19 protein-coding genes are annotated in these 20985 nt (G+C 65.9%); 6 read left to right on the top strand and 13 right to left on the bottom strand.

Annotation, left to right across the window (positions count from 1 at the left end):
* The 3 genes from G3N98_RS05990 to G3N98_RS05980 all read right to left on the bottom strand — a co-directional run.
* On the bottom strand, positions 1-1002 hold a 1002-nt coding region (locus tag G3N98_RS05990), incomplete at its 3' end, for a glycosyltransferase (protein WP_206147575.1).
* Between the two features lie 17 nt (positions 1003-1019).
* Positions 1020-1589 carry an isoprenylcysteine carboxylmethyltransferase family protein gene (locus G3N98_RS05985; protein WP_206147574.1) on the bottom strand — a complete coding sequence of 190 codons (570 nt, stop codon included), beginning with the start codon at positions 1587-1589 and terminating at the stop codon, positions 1020-1022.
* 67 nt (positions 1590-1656) lie between these two features.
* On the bottom strand, positions 1657-2559 hold the full coding sequence (locus G3N98_RS05980; RefSeq protein WP_089429040.1) for an alpha/beta hydrolase: 903 nt from the start codon (positions 2557-2559) through the stop codon (positions 1657-1659).
* A 720-nt stretch (positions 2560-3279) separates the two neighbouring features.
* Between G3N98_RS05980 and betI the strand changes: the two genes are divergently transcribed.
* Genes betI through betA form a run of 3 tightly spaced genes read left to right on the top strand, consistent with a single transcriptional unit; the run spans position 3280 to position 7092 of the window.
* On the top strand, positions 3280-3864 hold the full coding sequence (gene betI, locus G3N98_RS05975) for a transcriptional regulator BetI (RefSeq protein ID WP_089426825.1): 585 nt from the start codon (positions 3280-3282) through the stop codon (positions 3862-3864).
* A gap of 32 nt (positions 3865-3896) precedes the next feature.
* Positions 3897-5366 (top strand): betaine-aldehyde dehydrogenase, encoded by a 1470-nt coding sequence (gene betB, locus G3N98_RS05970; protein WP_011354163.1) that lies wholly within the window; start codon positions 3897-3899, stop codon positions 5364-5366.
* 25 nt (positions 5367-5391) lie between these two features.
* The gene (betA, locus tag G3N98_RS05965) at positions 5392-7092 is read left to right on the top strand and encodes a choline dehydrogenase (RefSeq protein WP_206147573.1); all 1701 of its coding nucleotides are present in this window, start codon (positions 5392-5394) and stop codon (positions 7090-7092) included.
* An 84-nt stretch (positions 7093-7176) separates the two neighbouring features.
* Here the strand turns inward: betA and G3N98_RS05960 are convergent, their stop codons facing one another.
* The 10 genes from G3N98_RS05960 to G3N98_RS05915 form a co-directional block, all read right to left on the bottom strand.
* The gene (locus G3N98_RS05960) at positions 7177-7761 is read right to left on the bottom strand and encodes a dual specificity protein phosphatase family protein (RefSeq protein ID WP_206147572.1); all 585 of its coding nucleotides are present in this window, start codon (positions 7759-7761) and stop codon (positions 7177-7179) included.
* A 13-nt stretch (positions 7762-7774) separates the two neighbouring features.
* Positions 7775-8269, bottom strand: a complete 495-nt coding sequence (locus G3N98_RS05955) for a hypothetical protein (RefSeq protein ID WP_089475463.1) — start codon at positions 8267-8269, stop codon at positions 7775-7777.
* Positions 8266-9408, bottom strand: a complete 1143-nt coding sequence (locus tag G3N98_RS05950; protein ID WP_206147571.1) for a glycosyltransferase — start codon at positions 9406-9408, stop codon at positions 8266-8268. The genes G3N98_RS05955 and G3N98_RS05950 overlap by 4 nt, the downstream gene beginning before the upstream one ends.
* Positions 9409-9897: 489 nt before the next feature.
* Positions 9898-10989 carry a hypothetical protein gene (locus G3N98_RS05945; protein ID WP_206147570.1) on the bottom strand — a complete coding sequence of 364 codons (1092 nt, stop codon included), beginning with the start codon at positions 10987-10989 and terminating at the stop codon, positions 9898-9900.
* A 230-nt stretch (positions 10990-11219) separates the two neighbouring features.
* Positions 11220-11723, bottom strand: coding sequence for an activator protein (locus G3N98_RS05940; protein ID WP_089475465.1), 504 nt, complete (start codon positions 11721-11723; stop codon positions 11220-11222).
* 182 nt (positions 11724-11905) lie between these two features.
* Positions 11906-12409 (bottom strand): activator protein, encoded by a 504-nt coding sequence (locus G3N98_RS05935; RefSeq protein WP_206147569.1) that lies wholly within the window; start codon positions 12407-12409, stop codon positions 11906-11908.
* A gap of 121 nt (positions 12410-12530) precedes the next feature.
* Positions 12531-13355, bottom strand: a complete 825-nt coding sequence (locus G3N98_RS05930; RefSeq protein ID WP_089475466.1) for an OmpW family outer membrane protein — start codon at positions 13353-13355, stop codon at positions 12531-12533.
* A gap of 73 nt (positions 13356-13428) precedes the next feature.
* Complete coding sequence (locus tag G3N98_RS05925; protein WP_206147568.1) at positions 13429-14682, bottom strand: DUF2957 domain-containing protein; 1254 nt, start codon at positions 14680-14682, stop codon at positions 13429-13431.
* A gap of 71 nt (positions 14683-14753) precedes the next feature.
* Positions 14754-16352 (bottom strand): DUF2957 domain-containing protein, encoded by a 1599-nt coding sequence (locus tag G3N98_RS05920; protein WP_089475467.1) that lies wholly within the window; start codon positions 16350-16352, stop codon positions 14754-14756.
* 617 nt (positions 16353-16969) lie between these two features.
* On the bottom strand, positions 16970-17266 hold the full coding sequence (locus G3N98_RS05915; RefSeq protein WP_089426814.1) for a cupin domain-containing protein: 297 nt from the start codon (positions 17264-17266) through the stop codon (positions 16970-16972).
* Between the two features lie 434 nt (positions 17267-17700).
* Between G3N98_RS05915 and G3N98_RS05910 the strand changes: the two genes are divergently transcribed.
* The 3 genes from G3N98_RS05910 to G3N98_RS05900 all read left to right on the top strand — a co-directional run bounded on the left by G3N98_RS05910 (position 17701) and on the right by G3N98_RS05900 (position 20983).
* Positions 17701-18645 (top strand): ABC transporter ATP-binding protein, encoded by a 945-nt coding sequence (locus tag G3N98_RS05910; protein WP_206147577.1) that lies wholly within the window; start codon positions 17701-17703, stop codon positions 18643-18645.
* A 3-nt stretch (positions 18646-18648) separates the two neighbouring features.
* The gene (locus tag G3N98_RS05905) at positions 18649-19410 is read left to right on the top strand and encodes an ABC transporter permease (RefSeq protein ID WP_083266168.1); all 762 of its coding nucleotides are present in this window, start codon (positions 18649-18651) and stop codon (positions 19408-19410) included.
* A 160-nt stretch (positions 19411-19570) separates the two neighbouring features.
* Positions 19571-20983: an MFS transporter gene (locus G3N98_RS05900; RefSeq protein ID WP_089475470.1), complete on the top strand. Its 1413-nt coding sequence runs from the start codon at positions 19571-19573 to the stop codon at positions 20981-20983.
* Positions 20984-20985 lie beyond the last annotated feature (2 nt).

Here is a 20985-nt window from a genome sequence, read left to right as displayed (position 1 = left end):
CTGCGCGATCCCGGCTTCGAACGCGAGCGCCGCGGTGCCGACCCCGCCGTGATGCACGAGCGCGCGGCAGCGCGGCAGCAGCGTGCGCATCGGCACGAAGCGGCGCACGAGCAAGCGGTCACTGTCCGGCGCCGCATCGTGCGGCGTCAGCAGGATCCCGCGCGCGCCGGTCGCGCGCAGCGCGTCCGCCACCGCGCGCGCGTATGCCGCGTGATCGACGCGTGTCGAACCGGCCGTGAACACGACCGGGGGTTCACCGGCCGCGAGATACGCATCGAGTGCCACATCGTCTTCAGGCGTCGCAATATCGTTGAACAACGGGAAGCCGCTTTGCAGATGATTCGACGGCCAGTCCGGCTGCGGCGGCGCGAACCAGCCGGGAAACAGGCACAGCACGCCATCGGTCGAATGCAGCCAGCGGCCCAGCACACGCCGCGCCGGCGCGAGCCCGAGCGCGCGGCGCACCGCGTTGAGCGCGGGGCCGCACGTGCGATCGAGCACCTGCCGCTCGATCAGCGTCATCAGCGCCGCCTTCACGGGCAGCGGCCAGCGCGCGGGAATCGTCAGGCGCGGGTGCGTCGGCGGCGCATGCGCGGACAGCAGCGTCGACGGCGACACCTGCACCGACACGTACGGCGTGCCGTGCAGCTCCTGCATGATGCGCGCGGAGAACGCCCACAGCGTGCCGACGAGCACCGTATCGTCGTCGGTCAGCGCGCGCAGCGCGTCGTAATGCGGGCGCACCGTCGGCGCGATCACCGCCCACAGCGTGCGAAACGACGTGCGCGAATCCCACAGCGCGGGGTTCGCCATCGCGGCCTCGTAGTCGGCCGCGGTGCCGATCGGCACGAAGGCGAACCCGCACCGGCGCACGGCTGCCTCGAACGGCGCATGCGTGCAGAACACGACGTCGTGACCGCGCGCCGCGAGCGTGCGGGCGACACCGAGCAGCGGATGCACGTCGCCCGCCGAGCCGATCGCGGTCACGATCATCTTCGCCATCGCGCGCCTCGCGGGGTTCAGTAGAAGCCGGGAATCAGCGCCGCGACTTCGCGACGGTACTGCGTGTACGCCGGCCCGAAATACCCGGTCAGCCAGCTTTCCTCGACGCGCACCTTGTACGCGAGCGACGCGAACACGAGCAGCACGCCGATCGCACCGCGCCATTCGCCGCCGATCAGTGCGGCGCCGACGAGCGCGATCAGGCAGCCCGTATAGATCGGGTGACGCACGAGCCCATACGGCCCCGTGCGGACGAGCTCATGGTCTTCCTTCAGCGTGACCGACACGCTCCAGTTCGTGCCGAGGTGCAGCCGCGCCCACACCGAGAACAGCAGGCCGGCCACCAGCACCGCGAGCCCGCACTGCGCCTGCAGGCCGAAGCGCGGCCAGTCCGGCACGAGCGCCTGCCACGACGGATCGGGCAGGATGATCAGCGCGCCGCCGACGATCAGCGGAATCGACTGCAACGTGCGCGAGCGCGACGCTTCCTTGCGCACGGTCGTCTTCACGCCTTGCGAAGTGGCGATCCAGTAGGCGAGCCACACGGCCCACGGAACGACGATGGCGATGGTCTGAACGATATTCACGGCGGGCCTGCCTCGTTGGGATGGGAGTTCGGGAGCGCCGCGCGTATCGGACGCACGGCGGATGGTGTCACGACGACAGCGCGTGCATCGGAGCGGGCACGCACGACTGCGCGGCGGCGAGCGCCATGCCGGCGGCGAGCTGCGACCCGCCGCAGAAAAAGTCGAGCAACGCCGAGCGCGTGTATTCGCGCTGCGCGCGGCCTTCGATGTCGAGGAAGTGGCCGGCGTCCGGCACCGTCGCGAACCGTGCGCGCGGCACGTGCGCGCCGAGCTGGCGCACGTCGGCGGGCGTCGTGTACTCGTCGCGCTCGCCGTTCAGGAACAGCAGCTCGCAGCCGATGTTCGAGAACTCGCTGAGGTAGCGCTCCGGCTGCAGCGACAGGATCTGGTCGACGTGGAACGCGACCTGGTCCTGCTCGTCGCGCGGCAGGCGCGTGAGATACCGGTAGTTGTACAGCTTCATGATGCGCGGCAGGTAGCGGCCGACGGTGTCGTTCAGCAGCTGCGCGGCCTTCAGGTTCTCGCCGGCCGCGATGTGGTCGCGGGCGCGCGTCACGTAGTCGACCATCGCGTCGTTCAGGAACGGCGAGAACGAGCAGATCGCCGCGCGCCGCACGCTCGGGCAGCCGCGTGCAAGCGCGAACAGCGACGCGACGCCGCCCCACGACACCGACACGAGGTACGCCGGCGCGAAGCGCTCGACCAGGTGCTGCAGGATCGCGGCTTCGTCGTCCTTCGTCAGGATGAAGCAGCCCGGGTTGTGCTGGCGCGACTGCCCCGCATACGGCAGGTCGAAGCAGATCGTGTTCATCCGCTCGCCGAGATACTGGACGGTCTGCCCGAACGACGCGGTCGTCGCGAGCGCGCCGTTGACGAGCATTGCCGTGTCGAACGCCGGGTCGAACACGTTCCGTTCGACGTAGACCTTCAGACCATTCGGCAACGGGACCACGTGTTTTTCGGTCAGCATCGTCGTTCTCCGGTGGATGCGGCGTCTCGACGTCGCGGCATGCTGCAGGTGCGCAATGACTGCGCCGGTTTGTCACGCGCGTCCGAATCGCGCGATTGGCCAATGCACCGCGGCAATACCGGCGTCATCGATTCATTCCTCGTAGTGCGGCGCCATACTAATACGGACAATATTACTGACTCAAGTCATTCCAACGATACCCTCTACTCTGTTAGGAAATACGTCGGATTCAAATTATTCCAGCATTTTTTATGGTAAGCGGAATCCGATCGAGGGCGGCCGCAATCGTTTGCGGAGCGGCAGTCGATCCCTGTTTAATTGACGCACATCCATTTACAATCAATACGTTAGGTCGTTTCATTCGACTATTTCAAACGGATTTTCATGAATGAATCGTGACGCTGTTTCGCGTGTCGACTTCTACGCTTAACCAAATATCACACAGCTCATTATTCTTTCATTCCGTAATCGATTCGACACCTGCAACGATTAACCGGATTGATTGCTCGCTTCAGAAAGCGTTTTAAACAAACTCCATCTTTCTTAATCATCTTTCAATCATTTTTCCGCACCTGCACAACGCGGGATCGGGGGCCTCGCGCACCTGCCGGGTAATCGTCGTCACCGTCAGACCCCGATTTTTTGTTGATTGAACGATCAATAAAAAACCGCTAAGCTCTCGACTTCCATGGACGGCCCGTCCGGGCGAAGGGAGTCGCGATGCCGAAAGTCGGAATGCGGGAGATACGCCGCGCGCAGTTGATCGACGCCACGCTGCGCTCGATCGACGAAGCGGGCCTGCCCGGCACGACGCTCGCGTCGGTCGCGCAACGCGCGAACATCTCGACGGGCATCGTCAGCCACTACTTCGGCGACAAGGACGGCCTGCTCGAAGCGACGATGCGGCACGTGCTGCGCGACCTGTGGTCGGCCACCACGCGCCGCCGCGTGGCGGCACGCAAGGATCCGCGCGCCCGGCTGCGCGCGATCGTCGCCGCGAACTTCGACGTCACGCAGGTCAGCGCGCCCGTGATGAAGACCTGGCTCGCGTTCTGGTCGCAGAGCATGCACGACCCGATGCTCAAGCGCCTGCAGCACGTCAACACGCGGCGCCTCCACTCGAACCTGTGCGCCGAATTCGCGAAGGCGTTGCCGCGCACGCAAGCGCGCGAAGCCGCCAGCGGCCTCGCCGCGCTGATCGACGGCCTGTGGCTGCGCGGCGCACTCGCCGGCGGCCCCATCGACACCCGGGCTGCATTGAAGCTCGCCCACGATTACATCGACCTGCTGCTCGCGTCCGACTGACGCGCGACGCAGTCGCCCTCAAGGAGATCCTCATGTCCGTATTCGGTTTGCAGCGCCTCTACATCGGCGGCGGTTACGTCGACGCCACGAGCGGCAAGACTTTCGACACCTTCGATCCCGCCACCGGCGAACTGCTCGCGCAGGTGCAGCAGGCCAGCGCGGCCGACGTCGATCGCGCGGTGGCGTCCGCACAGGAAGGCCAGCGTGAATGGGCCGCGATGACCGCGATGCAGCGCTCGCGCATCCTGCGCCGCGCGGTCGACCTGCTGCGCGAGCGCAACGACGAGCTCGCGGCGCTGGAAACGCGCGACACGGGCAAGCCGATCGGCGAGACGCTCGCGGTCGACATCGTCACCGGCGCGGACGTGATCGAGTACTACGCGGGCCTCGCGACCGCGATCGAAGGGCTGCAGGTGCCGCTGCGCGCCGAATCGTTCGTCTACACGCGCCGCGAGCCGCTCGGCGTGTGCGCGGGCATCGGCGCGTGGAACTACCCGATCCAGATCGCATGCTGGAAGACGGCCCCCGCGCTCGCGGCCGGCAACGCGATGGTGTTCAAGCCGAGCGAAGTCACGCCGCTCACCGCGCTGAAGCTCGCGGAAATCTATACGGAAGCCGGCGTGCCGGCCGGCGTGTTCAACGTCGTGCAGGGTGACGGCTCGGTCGGCGCGCTGCTGACGGGCCACCCGGACATCGCGAAGGTGTCGTTCACCGGCGGCGTCGAAACCGGCAAGAAGGTGATGTCGCTGGCCGGTGCATCGTCGCTGAAGGAAGTGACGATGGAGCTCGGCGGCAAGTCGCCGCTGATCGTGTTCGACGACGCGGACCTCGACCGCGCGGCCGACATCGCGGTGACCGCCAACTTCTTCAGCTCGGGCCAGGTCTGCACGAACGGCACGCGCGTGTTCGTGCACCGCTCGATCAAGGATGCATTTACGCAGCGCGTGCTCGAACGCGTGAAGCGCATCCGCGTCGGCAAGCCGACCGATGCCGATACCAACTTCGGCCCGCTCGTGTCGGCCGCGCAGCTCGACAAGGTGCTCGGCTTCATCGAAAGCGGCAAGGCAGAAGGCGCGAAGCTGCTCGCGGGCGGCACGCGCCTGACCGACGGCCACTTCGGCAGCGGCCAGTACGTCGCGCCGACCGTGTTCGGCGATTGCCGCGACGACATGAAGATCGTCCGCGAGGAAATCTTCGGGCCGGTGATGAGCATCCTCGATTTCGAATCGGAGGACGAAGTGATCGCCCGCGCGAACGACACGCACTACGGCCTCGCGGCCGGCGTCGTGACCGAGAACCTGTCGCGCGCGCACCGCACGATCCATCGTCTCGAAGCCGGCATCTGCTGGATCAACACGTGGGGCGAATCGCCGGCCGAGATGCCGGTTGGCGGATACAAGCAATCCGGTGTCGGACGCGAGAACGGCATCACGACGCTCGAGCACTACACTCGAATCAAGTCGGTGCAGGTCGAGCTCGGCCGCTACAACCCGGTGTTTTAAGGATCACGAAAGGAGACTGACCGTCATGACGACACGCGAATACGACTACATCATCTGCGGCGCAGGTTCCGCGGGCAACGTGCTCGCAACGCGCCTGACGGAAGATCCGGACGTGACGGTGCTGCTGCTCGAAGCAGGTGGCCCCGACTACCGCTTCGACTTCCGCACGCAGATGCCGGCCGCCCTCGCCTACCCGCTGCAGGGCCGCCGCTACAACTGGGCCTACGAAACCGACCCCGAGCCGCACATGGACAACCGCCGGATGGAATGCGGCCGCGGCAAGGGGCTCGGCGGCTCGTCGCTGATCAACGGCATGTGCTACATCCGCGGCAACGCGCTCGACTACGACAACTGGTCGACGCACAAGGGCCTCGAGAACTGGACGTATCTCGACTGCCTGCCGTACTTCAAGAAGGCCGAGACGCGCGACGTCGGCCCGAACGATTATCACGGCGGCAGCGGCCCCGTGTCGGTCACGACCAGCAAGCCGGGCGTGAACCCGCTGTTCGAGGCGATGGTCGATGCAGGTGTGCAGGCCGGCTATCCGCGCACGGATGACCTGAACGGCTATCAGCAGGAAGGCTTCGGCCCGATGGACCGCACCGTCACGCCGAAGGGCCGCCGCGCCAGCACCGCGCGCGGCTACCTCGACCAGGCCAAGGTGCGGTCGAACCTCGAGATCGTCACGCACGCACTCGCCGATCGCATCCTGTTCGACGGCAAGCGTGCGTCGGGCGTCACGTACCTGCGCGGCAGCGAACGCGCGACCGCACATGCACGCCGCGAAGTGCTCGTGTGCAGCGGCGCGATTGCGTCACCGCAACTGCTGCAGCGCTCGGGCGTCGGCCCCGGCGCGTGGCTGAAGGCACTCGACATTCCCGTCGTGCTCGACCTGCCCGGTGTCGGCCAGAACCTGCAGGATCACCTGGAGATGTACATCCAGTACGAGTGCAAGGAGCCGGTCTCGCTGTACCCGGCGCTCAAGTGGTGGAACCAGCCGAAGATCGGCCTCGAATGGATGCTGAACGGCACCGGCCTCGGCGCGAGCAACCACTTCGAGGCGGGCGGTTTCATCCGCACGCGCGACGACGATCCGTGGCCGAACATCCAGTATCACTTCCTGCCTGTTGCGATCAACTACAACGGCTCGAACGCGATCGAGATGCACGGCTTCCAGGCGCACGTCGGCTCGATGCGCTCGCCGAGCCGCGGCCGCGTGAAGCTGCGCTCGCGCGATCCGAACGACCATCCGAGCATCCTGTTCAACTACATGGCCGAAGCGCTCGACTGGCGCGAATTCCGCGATGCGATCCGTGCGACGCGCGAGATCATGCGGCAACCCGCGCTCGACCGCTATCGCGGCCGCGAGCTGAACCCGGGTGCAGACTGCAAGTCCGACAAGGAACTCGACGCGTTCGTGCGCGCCCGCGCGGAGACCGCGTTCCATCCGTCGTGCTCGTGCAAGATGGGTTACGACGACATGGCCGTGGTCGATGAAGAAGGCCGCGTGCACGGGCTCGAAGGGCTGCGCGTCGTCGATGCGTCGATCATGCCGATCATCACGACCGGCAACCTCAATGCGCCGACGATCATGATCGCCGAGAAGATCGCGGACAAGATTCGCGGGCGCAAGCCGCTTGCGCGCGTGGACGTGCCGTACTTCGTCGCGAACGGGGCAATGGCCCGCAATATCGCGAAGGCAGTGCGGCAGCCGGAGACGGTCTGACGACGGCGGGCGTGGTGCCCGCGCATCGACGTACTTTCGAAACGCCGCCGACAGCGATTGTCGGCGGCGTTTTGCATGGATTCGTCAGCCGCTGTTCACTTCTCGCTTCAAGCGCTCGACGTCGACGTTTTTCAAGTAGTTCGTGATGTTCTGCCAGATCGGATGGAACCCGTAGCCGCCGTGCTGCAGTTCATCGAGCGCCTGCTCGCGCGTCCAGCCCTGGTACACCATCCGGTACAGCGCCGACACGAGGCCGGTACGATCGGCGCCGTGCTGGCAGTGGATCAGCACCGGGCCGTCCTGGTCGGCCGTGCGCAGCGCCTTCAGCGCGGTCACCATGTCCTCGTCGCGGATGTCCCACGTGTTGATCCGGATGCGCTGCATCCGGATCTGCGTGCCGGCCAGGATGGTGTCGTCCGCGTGAAACGAACGGAAGCTGATGACCTTGCGGATGCCGAGCTTCTGCAGTTCCGGCACGTCCGAGCGCGACAGCTGGGCGCTGCGATACAGCGTCGGCGTGATGCGATGCAGGTTGTTCACATGCGCGTCGGCCACGCTCTGCGCCCATTTGATCGGCCGGGCGGACACCTCGGAGGCCGGGTCCGCGTGGGCCGGCTGCACGCGCCCGGCAAACGCGACGGCGATCGCGGCAATGATGGCGATTTTCATGTCGGGTCGGAGATCAGTAAAAGGCGCGCTTGCGCTCGCGGGAAAGCATGAACAGCACGATCGCGGCGGCGCTCATCGTCCAGTAGTCGGTCGGGGCCACGCCCAGCCAGTGGATATGCCACGGCACATTCGCCGGATTGAAACGGGCCAGGCCATACGCCGGATTCAGCACGAACCACAGGAAATCCTCGGTCAGCCAGAACACCATGATGCACGCGATGGTCCGCGCTTCGATGCGCCACGACCACCGTCCGTTGAACACGGCCGGCAGATGAAAGAACAGCGCGACGAACGGGAACACCCACGCGTGATAGCCGGTCATCGGCCGCCCGCCCCAGAAGAGGTCGAGCAGCCAGTGATGCTCGATGCGCCACGTCGGCAGGTTGGCGGCCCAGCCCGCGCTGCCTTCGATCTGGATCTCGACGTTCGCGAAGAAGTACGCGAGCAGCACGACCCACGCAACGACGAACACCGTATGGCGCGTCGGCACAAAACGCGCGCCGCTCATGCGGCCGGCTCCAGGCCCAGCACGCGATCGAGCACGAAGCGGCCGGCGAGCGGCCGCCCGAGCGGCGCGAGACGGCTGCGCATGTCGGCAAGACGCTCGGGCGTCTGCAGCAGCGCGCGGATCCGGTAGACCAGCGCATCGTCGTCGATCGCCTTCAGCGCGACACCCTGTTCGAGCAGGAAATCCGCATTGCGCTCTTCCTGGCCCGGAATCGGCGAGTTGACGATCATCGGCAACTGCATCGCCAGACATTCGGACGTCGTCAGGCCGCCCGGCTTCGTGATCACGAGATCGGCGCAGGCCATCAGGCGCTCGACCTGCTGCGTGAAGCCCTGCGGAAACAGCCGGCCCGGATGCTGCGCGGCGAGTTCCTGCAACGACGTCAGCATCGCCTTGTTCTTGCCCGCCAGTGCGATCAGCTGGAAGTCAGCCTCCATCTCGAGCAGGCGCGCGGCCAGCACGTCGAGCCCGCCGAGGCCCGCGCCGCCGGACATCATCAGGAACGTCGGGCGCGCGGGATCGAGGCCGAATTCGGCCGCGCAGGCGGCGCGATCGAGCGGCTGGCCGAACGCCGGCATGATCGGGATACCGCTCACATGCACCGTGTCGGGCGCCATGCCGCGCGCATGCATGCGCCACGCGATCTCGTCGTTGGCCGCGAAATAGCCGCGCATGTTCGGCACGACCCACATGCTGTGCAGGTCGAAATCGGTGACCTGCACCCACACCGGCGTGTCGACGCGCCCCTTGCGGATCTCGCGCGACAGCAGCTCGGCGGGCAGGAAGTGCGTGCAGATGATCGCGTCAGGGCGCTGCCGCTCGATCTCCGCGAGCAGTGCCCGGCAATTGAGCCGCTCGATCGCGCGCCGGATCTTCTGCGACGGCGCGGCGGGATCGACTTCGTCGGTCTTCTGGTACAGGTAGCCCCACAGCGCCGGCTGGCTGCTGACGAGCTTGATGTAAAGATCGGTGTACAGCTTGCGGAAGCCGGTGGACACGAAATCCATCACGTCCAGGTGGGTGGCTTCGATGCCGGCGGGATGGTGGTCGGCGAACGCGCGGATCGCTTCGGCCGCCCGGGTATGGCCGGCGCCGGCGCTGACGCTCAGGAGGAGGATCTTCTTGTTTTGCTTTGACATCTGACTGACCGTTTCGATGAAGGGGGTCCGGCGGCGGGTTCGCGGCGGCGCTCTCACGCGGCGGCTGTTTGCGTCCGGCTTACAACAAGCTTGGCAGATCTTGGGCGGTGCGGGCGGCAGCTATATCGAAGCGATCGCCGGCGCCGTCTGCGGAATCATACTGCGTTCGGTCGAGGGTACCTGGATCGGGGAGGCGCGAGGCGGTCTGGCGGTCTGGCGGTCTGGCGGTCTGGCGGTCTGGCGGTCTGGCGGTCTGGCGGTCTGGCGGTCTGGAAGGATAGATGGCGTGGACGGCGTGGCGCGCGGCCGGTGTGGACGCTGACAGCACGAAGGCTCAGCGCGCCGCCGCCTGACGCCCGTTCGCGCTTGCGAACGAGGCCGGCACTTCGGCGCGAGCGAGGGTGCTCGTGCGCGATTCGTTTGGAATCCTTGTATGTCGCTTCGGCCAAGGCGATGCATCAGTCGGCCATGTCCCACGTGCCCCCCGATTCAGGGCGATACGACACCCCGCTTCCGCATCCGCTTCCCGCGGACGATCGGATTCCATCGCGACGTCAGGCTCATTGCACCGCGCAGGCCTTCGAACGCGTCGTCCTCCTTCGGCCCGAATCGACTGACCGCCGGCCACGCGAGCACGTGATCGAGCCACGCCTGCCATTCATCACCATGAAAGCGGCGACCGACTTCCCGAACGGCATCCGGCGCTGCAATCACGATGCCCGCCAGCAGGTAGTACGCCCAAAAGCTGCCCGCGCCGACGAGCCGATCGAGCCGGCACACGGACAACGCCGCGAGCAGCCCGTCCACCGACGCGAGATCGGCGCGATGCGTGCGGATCGCCCGGGCAACGAGGTTGTGCTGACCGCCATACGCGGCGATGGACGTTCCGTCGCCGGCAGCAAGTGCGGCCGAGAACGTCACGAGCGCCGCCATCTCGTCGATGCGCGATGCATCGTCGCGCGGCCCGCACACGCGCAGCACGATCGCGTCGATGACGGCGCCCGGCATGGCTGCCGTTTCCCCACCGGCAGCCGCGACCACGGCCAGTCTTTCTCTCAGGTTCTTCGCAGGCGACGTGTCGCCGTGCACGCCCTGTTCATGTTCGCTACATGCACCGTCATCGCCCCCGTTGCATTCGACACCGCCGGCAATCCGCCCGAGTGCGGCCCAGCCAACATCGGGATCGTCGAACGCGCATGCATCGATCACACCGTACGCGGTGTCGAACACGGCGCGCGAGCCGGGGCAGCTTCGTTCGGCTTCGGCGAGTTGCTGCATCGACGGCACATGCGAGCACGCGCCGCGCGGGTCCGTCAGATCGCATGCGCAGGCGCCACTGTCCGATGCGATCCACGGCGCAAGCCGGCCAAGAATCGCTGCCGTTTCTCGAGACAGGTTCGCGCCCACTCGCATACGTATCGCGTGTGACGAGATGACGGTCGTGTCGCCGGCGTCACCCGTGTCCGCCGCGCACGCGGCGGCGTCGATTCGTTCGATCAGATACTGCAGCCACGCGGCCGTGCGCAGCCGGTCAGGCGTCGCGCCGCGGGCATCTCCATACTTTGCTGGATCGGTAAGCATGGGTCTTCCGGGAGTGTTCTGGCCAATTTGAATTTGGTTGTTTCAATTGAATCGAGTGGCGCTGTACGCCACGCCGGCACTGCAATCCCCCGTATCGGATCGCGATACGGGAGGCCAGCCGGCCGTCACGCTGATAAGCGCGACAACGCGAACAAATCGAGGAAGCGGAAACCCGCGTTCATACCGGATGGTCCTCACGCGTGGCCCGCGCCCGGCGTCCTCGGATACGGTTACTGCACATGGAACTTCGGCGCCGTAACAGTCCTGCCGGCCAACGTACAATCAGGTTTCCATTCCGCGTTATTGAACGTCATCGACGAATTCGAATCGTCCCATGACGACACGAGCTTGCTCGGTCCGCAAGGTCCGAGAAGCGCGATGCCCACCTGCGCGTTATTGACCGAGAGCTGCGTAGTGCTGTCCAGCTGCCCTGTCCAAGGCACCGCGCTGCTCGCAGTGTTGCTGATCAGCGGGCACCAGTTGCCCCCGACGAACTGCGTCGACGTGATATTGACGATACCCGTCGACGTAATCGTTCCGTTGAATATCGCGGTGCAGTTCGTGACGGCCGTCTTCTTGACAAGCGTTACCGGCCCCGCCGCCGAAAACGGCTCACCGTTCGGATTCATCGGCTGCCCATCCGCGCGCGAAACGGTCACCGCAAAAGCAGGCACGGCCGAAACCGCGGTAAATACCACTGCAGCAACAAGCGATGCAATTTGACGAATTTCCATTTGTACGGCCCTCTCTATTGATATATGGCGGCCTTACACGAGAAACGCGGCCGCTCTGCAGAATGAATCCGGCCGCCGCGCCGATACACGCGACGGCACGAACCCAGCGAAACCGCGGAAGCCCGCCGCACATACCGCGCGGCCCTCGCGCGCGGCGGGCATCCGCTTCGATCCGCGATCGCTTACTGCACGTGGAACTTCGGCGACGTCAGAACCGTGCCAGCCACCGTGCAGTCCGGCGTCAGCACGGAGTTATTGAACGCCAGCGACGAGTTCGTATCGCTCCACGTCGTCACGACCTTGCTCGGCCCGCAGGTGCCGAGCAGCGTGACGTTCACCTTTACGTTATTGATCGACAACTGCGTCGTGCTGTCAGCCTGCCCCGTCCACGGCGACGTACTGCTCGCGCTGCCGCTGATCAGCGAGCATGTTGCGCCACCCGTGAACGTCGTCGACGTGATGCTGACGATACCGGTCGACGTGATCGTGCCGTTGAAGGTCGCGGTACAGCCTGCGGTGATCGCACCCTTGCTGAGGTTCGTGAGCCCGGTCGCCGAGAACGGCTCGCCGTTCGGGTTCATCGGCTGGCCGTCGGCACGCGTAACGGTGACAGCGAAAGCAGGCGCGGCCGAAACCGCGGTGAAAGCCACTGCAGCAACAAGCGATACGATTTTGCGAATGCTCATTTGAACTGCCCCCTCTCTTCACAAATGGCGGCACGCCGCCAGGAACGCGACCTTCCTGCCGGAAGGGTCCGGCCAGCCGGTCGCAGGAAGCCGCCGACGCGCGTCATGCGCGCCGGACGGCTCAGAATTTGTACGAAATCCCGACGAACGTGATCAGCGGATCGGCCTTCAGCCGCGTGCGCGTGGTGGCGAGCGTCGAGCCGTCGGCCGCCTTGATCACGAGCGACGAGTAGGTCTTCAGCGGCATGTACGTCAGCGTCGCCGTTAAGCCCCAGTGCTTGTCGATCGCATAGCTCGCGCCGACGTTGTAGACCGGCGTGAACGACGACGACGCCTTGCCCTCCACCGACGTCGGGCCCGGCTTGCCGGCACCGGCCGCGAGCACGCTGCCGAGGTTCTCGTTGATGTCCTTCGCGAAGTTGCCGTTCAGTTCGATGTTGCTGAACCAGCTGTAGGCCACGCCGATCCCGACGAACGGGCGGAACCGCGCCGTCGGCGAATTGAAGTAGTACTGCAGAATGACCGTCGGGCTCCACTGCCGCGCGTTCTTCACCGCCGGCTGGTTCGCCGGGTTGTCCATGTTGACGCTGCCGAGCGCACCGGCCGGGCCGGGCGGCCGGATCGAGCCGTGCCCGGTCAGCGTGAACTCGGGCGGTACGCCGAGCACCGACGTCACCGCAATGTGGTCGGTGAAGAAGTGCGTGAGCGTAAGGCCGACGGTATCGGCGTTGTTGACCGTCAGGCTCGTGCCCGGCGACGTGAACGACCCGGGCAGGCGCAGCGGCCCGTTGATCGGCATGCCGGCAAGATTCGTCGTGAGCCCGTTGGTCGAATCCTGCGGCATGATGTGCAGCCAGCCCAGCGTCGCGACGTTGTCGCCCGCCTGCTGGGCCGATGCGAGCGTCGACACGCCTGCGACGACACCCGCGACAATCAGCTTCTTCATGAAGTCTCCCCTCATTCTGTCCGGGCGCCGCGCATCTGCGCGCGGCGCCGCCGTGTCTCCATCCACGCCTGCGTCACTGCACGAATGCGCCGACCGTGAAGTACGGGTTGCTCGTATCGTTCATGTCGAGGAACCCGAATACGCCGCCGGTGAACACGAACTTGCCGGTCGCCGGCCCCGACGCCGCATCCGCATGCACGGTCGTGACGACACCGGGCACCTTCTGCGTGTAGTCGAGGTTCAGCGCACGCGTAAGCGCGGCCTGCGACGCATTGAACGGATCGAGCAGCGTGGCCTGCGCGCCGACGAGCGCGGTCGCGCGGTAGTTGAACGCGCTGTCGACGCCCGTGTACTCGCCGTTCTGCGAGCCTTGCGCGATCGGCGTCTGCGGGCTCAGGAACGAGATGCCCGATTCGTCGTCCGCGCTCGGCGGGCCTTGCGTGAGATCCGCGTTGGCCGCGCCGGTGCGGATGAAGATCGGCACGAGCTGGTTGCGCAGCTTGCCGACGATCAGGATCCCCTTGCCGGCCTTCGCCGGATCGACCGCCGCGAGCGTCGGCGGAATCTGCGGCAGGTAGTTGAGCGACTGGAACGCCGGCGCATCGGGCCGCAGCGTGAACGGCTGGTTCACGGTCGCGCTCGATGCAAGCGGCTGCCCGCCGTTCTTCTTGCCGAAGTTGTCGGTTTCGACATAGCTCCCGTCCGCGTTGATCGTCACCTGCTGGTCGAGCGCCACCGGCTGGAAGCTCTGCGACGGCACCTGGTGATAGCCGAGCTGGTTGTACTTGCCTGCGATCTTCGTCAGGTCGGTTTCCAGCGACGAGAAGCTGATGAACGGGTAGTACGGGAACGTCGTCTTCGTGATCTTGCCGACGCCGATCACGCCGTCGAACTGAATCGTCGCGCCGGGAATCGCGCCGCCCAGCACGCCCTCGCCGAGGAACAGCCGCGCGGGCCGGTTCGGGTCGAGGCTCGCGTTCTGCATCCGGAACGTGCACTGGTTCAGCTTCACCGTCGGCAGCCCCGTTTCGTCAGCGAGCGTGCCGTCGACCACGTTGGCCGGCGCCGTGTCGCGGGTCGGCTGCACGGTGCCCGTGGTGGTCGGCACCGGCGATGCGAGATACGTCATCCGGTACGTCATCTTCGTCGTATCGAGCTGCACCTTCACGAGCTCGCCCGATCCCGACCCGCCGATGAACACCGTGTTGTAGTCGATCGTCTGCGGGCACAGCCGGACCGCCGGTGCGGGCGGCGGGTCGCCGTCTCCGCCGCATGCTGCCAGCACGGGCGCGAGCGAGGCCGCGGCCATCCATTGCTTCAAATTCATAGGAATCCTCTTGAAATTCGATTCGCCGGCGGCGACGCATGCGCCGCCGGTGTTACGTGTTCAATGCAGGGTTACTGGACGAATGCGCCGACCGTGAAGAACGGATTGACCTGGCTGTTGTTGACGACCATCGCGTAGACGTTGCCGGCCGTCACGATCCAGCCCGTATCGCCCTTCTTGAAGATCGCCACGTCGCCGCCGGCGCCCTTCGCGTTGAAGTTCTGCGTGGCCGTGACCTTGATCTTGCCGGGTGTCGCCTGCGTGTAGTCGAGCCCGAACTGCGAGGTCACCGACGACGTCTGCGGATCGATGAACGCCGCGGTAGCCCCCTGGAACAGCGTCGACGTATAGTTCGCGGCCATCGTCGACACGGCAGTACCGTCGTTGCAACTGCCTGCTACCGAATAGAAGGCGTTATTGGTGAAGGTACCCGGCAGGTCAGGGTGCGGCACGTTCGGGTTGAAGCTCGGCCCCGCCGACGTCAACTTGTTCCCCTGGCCACTGGAGGTCACGATGCCGCATGCGGATGCACTGGTCGCGCCGATATAACCGCCCTTCAGGGAGTTCGCGGCAATCGCTTTCGTCGACGAAAGCATCGAGATACCGACTTCGGCATCGGCGACCGATGCGAGCAGATTGACCGTATCGACGTGCGTGTAGCCCACTCGAATCACAATCGGCACAAGTACGCCGTTCAATCTGCCGACGATCATGATGCCCTTCGCCTGACTCGGTGCAATGATCAGCGTCGAACCTTGCCCCGCAATCGGATACCCCTGCCCCACAGCCGGATTGCTCACGAATACGTTGTCGGCCGATCCGTCCGCGTTGTTGCGCCGCGTCCACGGCGTCCCGGTCGTCTGACACGAGTAGTCGCTGCCTTGCGTGATCGAACACGAGCCGTCCGCATTGAACGTCTGATTCCAGTTGACGACGTCGGACTCCCAGCCGACCGGCCCGGTCGGGCTCTGACCATCACCGCCGATCGGCGACAGATGGATGCCTACCTCGTTGTAGTTGCCCGCCACTTTCGTGAAGTCGGTTTCGGTGTCGGTGAAGCCGATGAACGGATAGAAATCGAACGTGCGCGACGGTACGACGCCGAGCGTGACGCCCGGGAGCAGCGGAATACCGGCGAACGCAATCGTCGCCCCCGGAATCCCCCCGCCCACCACGCCATTGCCGACGAACAGCATCGGCGGATCGGCACGGTTGATCGTCACCGAATACGCACCGTCGCTCGTCGCGCCGCTGTCGAGCACGAATGCGCAGCGGTTCTGCTCGGCCGTCGGGAGCGTGGTCGGATGATGGAATGCGCCGCTGATCGTCAAGCCCGCGCGGGTATTGTTGACTTGCCCGGCCGACGTCGGCACCGACGATTCGATGAACTGCATCTGGTAGGTGAGCTTCGTGGTGTCGAACTTCACCTTCACGTACTCGCCGCTGCCTGCGCCGCCCGTATACGTCGTCGTGTAATCGAGCGCGTCCGGACACAGCTTCGTCACGACCGGCGGCGTCGTTTCGGCACCGCTCGGCCCGCATGCGCTGCCCGAGCACTGCGGCACGTTGATCGGCCCCGGATCGTCGCCGCCGCCGCAACCGGCAACGAACGGCAGCGCCAGCACCGCGCACGACAGAATCGCTTTCCGCCATTCAGGAATGCAAATCATCAACCCCTCCTTTTCAGGTACGACAAGTCTCGTCCGGACAGGCTGCATGGCCCGCCGGTTGGTATCGCGCCGCGGCACGGACGCGCGGCGCATGACGGTGCGCGCAAGACGGCCGCGATGCCGATCAGGCACATGCGGCACACGCCGCGGCGGCAGGCAAGCGCTCTCCCGCGGCGCCGTCATGCGGCACGGCGCCGTGAGAACGATCGAAACGGGAAATGGTTCGCCGCTACACGGCGACAGGACAACGCAGGTACGCGATCGGCATCGCGCCTGCATTCAGCGAAAAAACGGGAAACGGCAGTCCGGCTGGCCCCGCGGATAGGCGTCTCATGAATTGGTCTCCATCCGTACGCTTGATTCGTTATCGTGATGCGTCGTTGGTGGAGACTATGATCGGACGATACCCACAAGTAAATGGATGCAGAGTTCCAAACGACCGAAACCACGCAATCCTAGCGTTTACACGGTATTTGACAGATTTTCAAACAGCCTTCAATTTATTTGCTCAGACAAATACCCGGGCGGTATAACACGCGTTTGAATGGCGGCCGCCAATCCGCGCCTGGCCAAGCCAGCCGGGCCTCAGCCGGCCACCTGCATGTTGCGGCGCAACCTTACACGTCGATGATCGCGAGCGTGCCGTGGCTGCCCGGCAGCACCGCATGAGACACACCGGCGCGCGCGAGGTACATCTGCCCGGCCTCCACGATGATCGTCTCGCCTGCGACCTCGAGCATCATCCGGCCGTCGAGCACCAGCAGGCCTTCGTTGTAGTCGTGCACTTCCGCTTCGTAAGCCTGCGCATCCATGCGCAGCACCTTGATCCTGGCCGGCCCCACCTCGCCGACGATCGTGGATTTCCATGCGACGGCCTGCGCCGCCGCCACGGATTTGAAATCGACCAAAGACATGCGCGCCGCTCCGTAAACGATGAAAGAAACGCATTATCGCGAGCGCCGCGCACGCCGTCCCGGTACGGCGCGACGGCCTTCGGGCGGCACAGTCGGCCGGCCGGCCGCGCCGCCACCGAGGGGAAACACGATCGCAGCCCGGTTCGCCGAAAATGGCTCAAATTGTTCACGCATCGCAAATAAAGAGTCGCGCTATTCAGCGATGCACCGTCAATTCACGCAAATCCAGCACCGGCAACCCACGCCCTTTCCACGAGAATGCATTTCCATCTACCGATTGCTAATATGGCGATCCTGCGATCCCGCACCACAACGCCGTTCGACATGACGCCCGTTCGCCATGCCGTCCCCGATCCCGGCCGCTTCGCAGCGGCGGCGATGCCGGGCACGCGCGGCGCGCACCGTCACGCCGGCCGGCCGTGCCCTCCGTGAGCATGCAACCGATCCTTTCCGTCTCCGACCTCTCCAAGACTTACGCGTCCGGCTTCCAGGCGCTGAAGCACGTGACCCTCGACATCCGCCCCGGCGAGATCTTCGCGTTGCTCGGGCCGAACGGCGCCGGCAAGACGACGCTGATCGGCTCGATCTGCGGCATCGTCACGCCGACCGAAGGCCGCGTGACGGTCGGCGGCCACGACATCCGCGATCACTACCGCGCGGCCCGCGAAATGATCGGCCTCGTGCCGCAGGAACTGACCACCGACGCGTTCGAGACCGTCTGGGCGACCGTGTCGTTCAGCCGCGGCCTGTTCGGCAAGGCGCCCGATCCCGCGTACATCGAGAAGACGCTGAAGGCGCTGTCGCTGTGGGACAAGCGCGACAACAAGCTGATGACGCTGTCGGGCGGCATGAAGCGCCGCGTGATGATCGCGAAGGCGCTGTCGCACGAGCCGCGCATCCTGTTCCTCGACGAACCGACGGCCGGCGTCGACGTCGAGCTGCGCCGCGACATGTGGAAGCTCGTCGATTCGCTGCGCGAGAGCGGCGTGACGATCCTGCTGACCACGCACTACATCGAGGAAGCCGAGGAAATGGCCGACCGGATCGGCATCATCCTCGGCGGCGAGCTCGTGCTCGTCGAGAAAAAGCACGAGCTGATGCGCAAGCTCGGCAAGAAGCAGCTCACCGTGCAGCTCGAGCACCCGCTCGCGGACGTGCCGCCCGCGCTCGCGCCGTTCGGGCTCGAACGCGCGGCCGACGGCGCCGCGCTCGTCTACACGTACGACTCGCAGCGCGACGACGCGAGCATCGCGAAGCTGATCAACGCGCTCGGCTCGGCCGGCATCGGCTTCCGCGACCTGCACACGACGCAGAGCTCGCTCGAGGACATTTTCGTCAGCCTGATCGACAACCGCCGCAACGGCGTGCAAGGAGCCTGAGTCATGAACCTGCATGGCATCCGCGCGATCTACCGCGCAGAAATGGCCCGCACGCGCCGCACGCTGATGCAGAGCATCATCGCGCCGGTGATCTCCACATCGCTGTACTTCGTGGTGTTCGGCTCCGCGATCGGCTCGCGCATCAGCGACGTGAACGGCATCGGCTACGGTTCGTTCATCGTGCCGGGGCTCGTGATGCTGTCGCTGCTGTCGCAGAGCATCTCGAACGCGTCGTTCGGCATCTACTTCCCGCGCTTCACGGGCACGATCTACGAGATTCTCTCCGCGCCCGTGTCGTACTGGGAGATCGTGATCGCGTACGTCGGCGCGGCCGCGTCGAAGTCGATCCTGCTCGGCGTGATCATCCTCGCCACGGCCGGCCTGTTCGTACCGCTGCACATCCTGCATCCATTCTGGATGGTGCTGTTCCTCGTGCTGACGGCGGTCACGTTCAGCCTGTTCGGCTTCGTGATCGGCATCTGGGCCGACAGCTTCGAGAAGTTGCAGCTCGTGCCGCTCTTGATCATCACGCCGCTCACGTTCCTCGGCGGCAGCTTCTACTCGGTCGACATGCTGCCGCCCGCGTGGCGCGTCGTCACGCTGTTCAACCCGATCGTCTACCTGGTCAGCGGCTTCCGCTGGTCGTTCTACGGGATCGCCGACGTGCACGTGGGCGTCAGCCTCGGCGCGACGTCGCTGTTCCTCGTGATCCTGCTGGCGATCGTCGCGTGGATGTTCCGCACCGGCTACAAGCTGAAGAATTGACGCAAGACGGCCGCTCCCCGCGCTGCTGCCGATGACGCATTTGAGCAAGCAGGCGGCGCTTTTCCTCTGATGCGGCATTTTGTGGTCGCGTCTACTGAAGATGAAGCATCGGGGCCGCGAAGCACGCGCTTCGCGGCCCCTTTTCATTTCAGAGGACGCCATGCCCGCCGCCACCGCTCCCGCCTCCGCCGCCGCCCGGCTCGAACGCCTGCCGTTCTCCGGCTATCACAAGCGGATCTTCTTCATCATCGCGATCGCATTCTTCTTCGACTCGGTCGACCTCGGCACGATGACGTTCGTGCTCGGCTCGATCCGCAAGGAGTTCGGCCTGTCGACCGCGGCCGCCGGCCTCGTCGCGAGCGCGAGCTTCTTCGGGATGGTGCTCGGCGCGGCCGTCGCCGGCCTGCTCGCCGACCGCTTCGGCCGCCGGCCCGTGTTCCAGTGGAGCATGGTGCTGTGGGGCGCGGCCTCGTATCTGTGCTCGACCGCGCAGAGCGTCGACGCGCTGATCGTCTACCGCGTGCTGCTCGGGATCGGGATGGGGATGGAATTCCCGGTCGCGCAGACCTTGCTGTCCGAATTCGTGCCGACCGAGAAGCGCGGCCGCCTGATCGCGCTGATGGACGGCTTCTGGCCGCTCGGCTTCATCACGGCCGGCATCGTCGCGTACTTCGTGCTGCCGCAGTTCGGCTGGCGCACGGTGTTCGCGCTGCTCGCGATTCCCGCGGTGTTCGTGCTCGTCGTGCGCCGCATCGTGCCGGAATCGCCGCGCTGGCTCGAGCATGCGGGCCGGCACGCGGAAGCCGACACGGTGATGCACACGATCGAGGCGAAGGTGATGCGCTCGGCCGGCGTCACGACGCTGCCGCCGCCGTCGCGGCTCGCCGAGCCGGTCGTCGCGCGTGGCCACGGCGCGCTGCGCGAAATCTGGAGTGGCGTGTACCGCCGCCGCACGGTGATGGTGTGGCTGCTGTGGTTCTTCGCGCTGCTCGGTTTCTACGGCCTCACGTCGTGGCTCGGCGCGCTGCTGCAGCAGGCCGGCTTCGAGGTCACGAAATCGGTGTTCTACACGGTGCTGATCTCGCTCGGCGGCGTGCCGGGCTTCCTGTGCGCCGCGTGGCTCGTCGAACGCTGGGGGCGCAAGCCGACCTGCATCGCGTCGCTGATCGGCGGCGGCGTGATGGCGTACGCGTACGGCCAGAGCGCGCTGTACGGCGGCAGCATGGCGCTGCTGATCGGCACCGGCCTCGCGATGCAGTTTTTCCTGTTCGGGATGTGGGCCGCGCTGTACACGTACACGCCGGAGCTGTACGGCACCGGCGCGCGCGCGACGGGCTCGGGCTTCGCGTCGGCGATCGGGCGCGTCGGCTCGTTGATCGGGCCTTACGTGGTCGGCGTCGTGCTGCCGGTGTTCGGCCAGGGCGGCGTGTTCACGCTCGGCGCGCTGTCGTTCATCGCGGCCGCGCTGGCCGTGTGGACACTCGGGATCGAGACGAAGGGCCTCGCGCTGGAACAGCTCGCGGCGGGCGATGAAGCGGGTGGCGGTGGCCGCTATGCGGCGGCGGCGGACTAGGT

The organism is Burkholderia sp. Tr-20390 (assembly GCF_017104595.1).
Taxonomy (GTDB): domain Bacteria; phylum Pseudomonadota; class Gammaproteobacteria; order Burkholderiales; family Burkholderiaceae; genus Burkholderia.
This window is presented reverse-complemented; position numbering and strand designations above follow the sequence as displayed.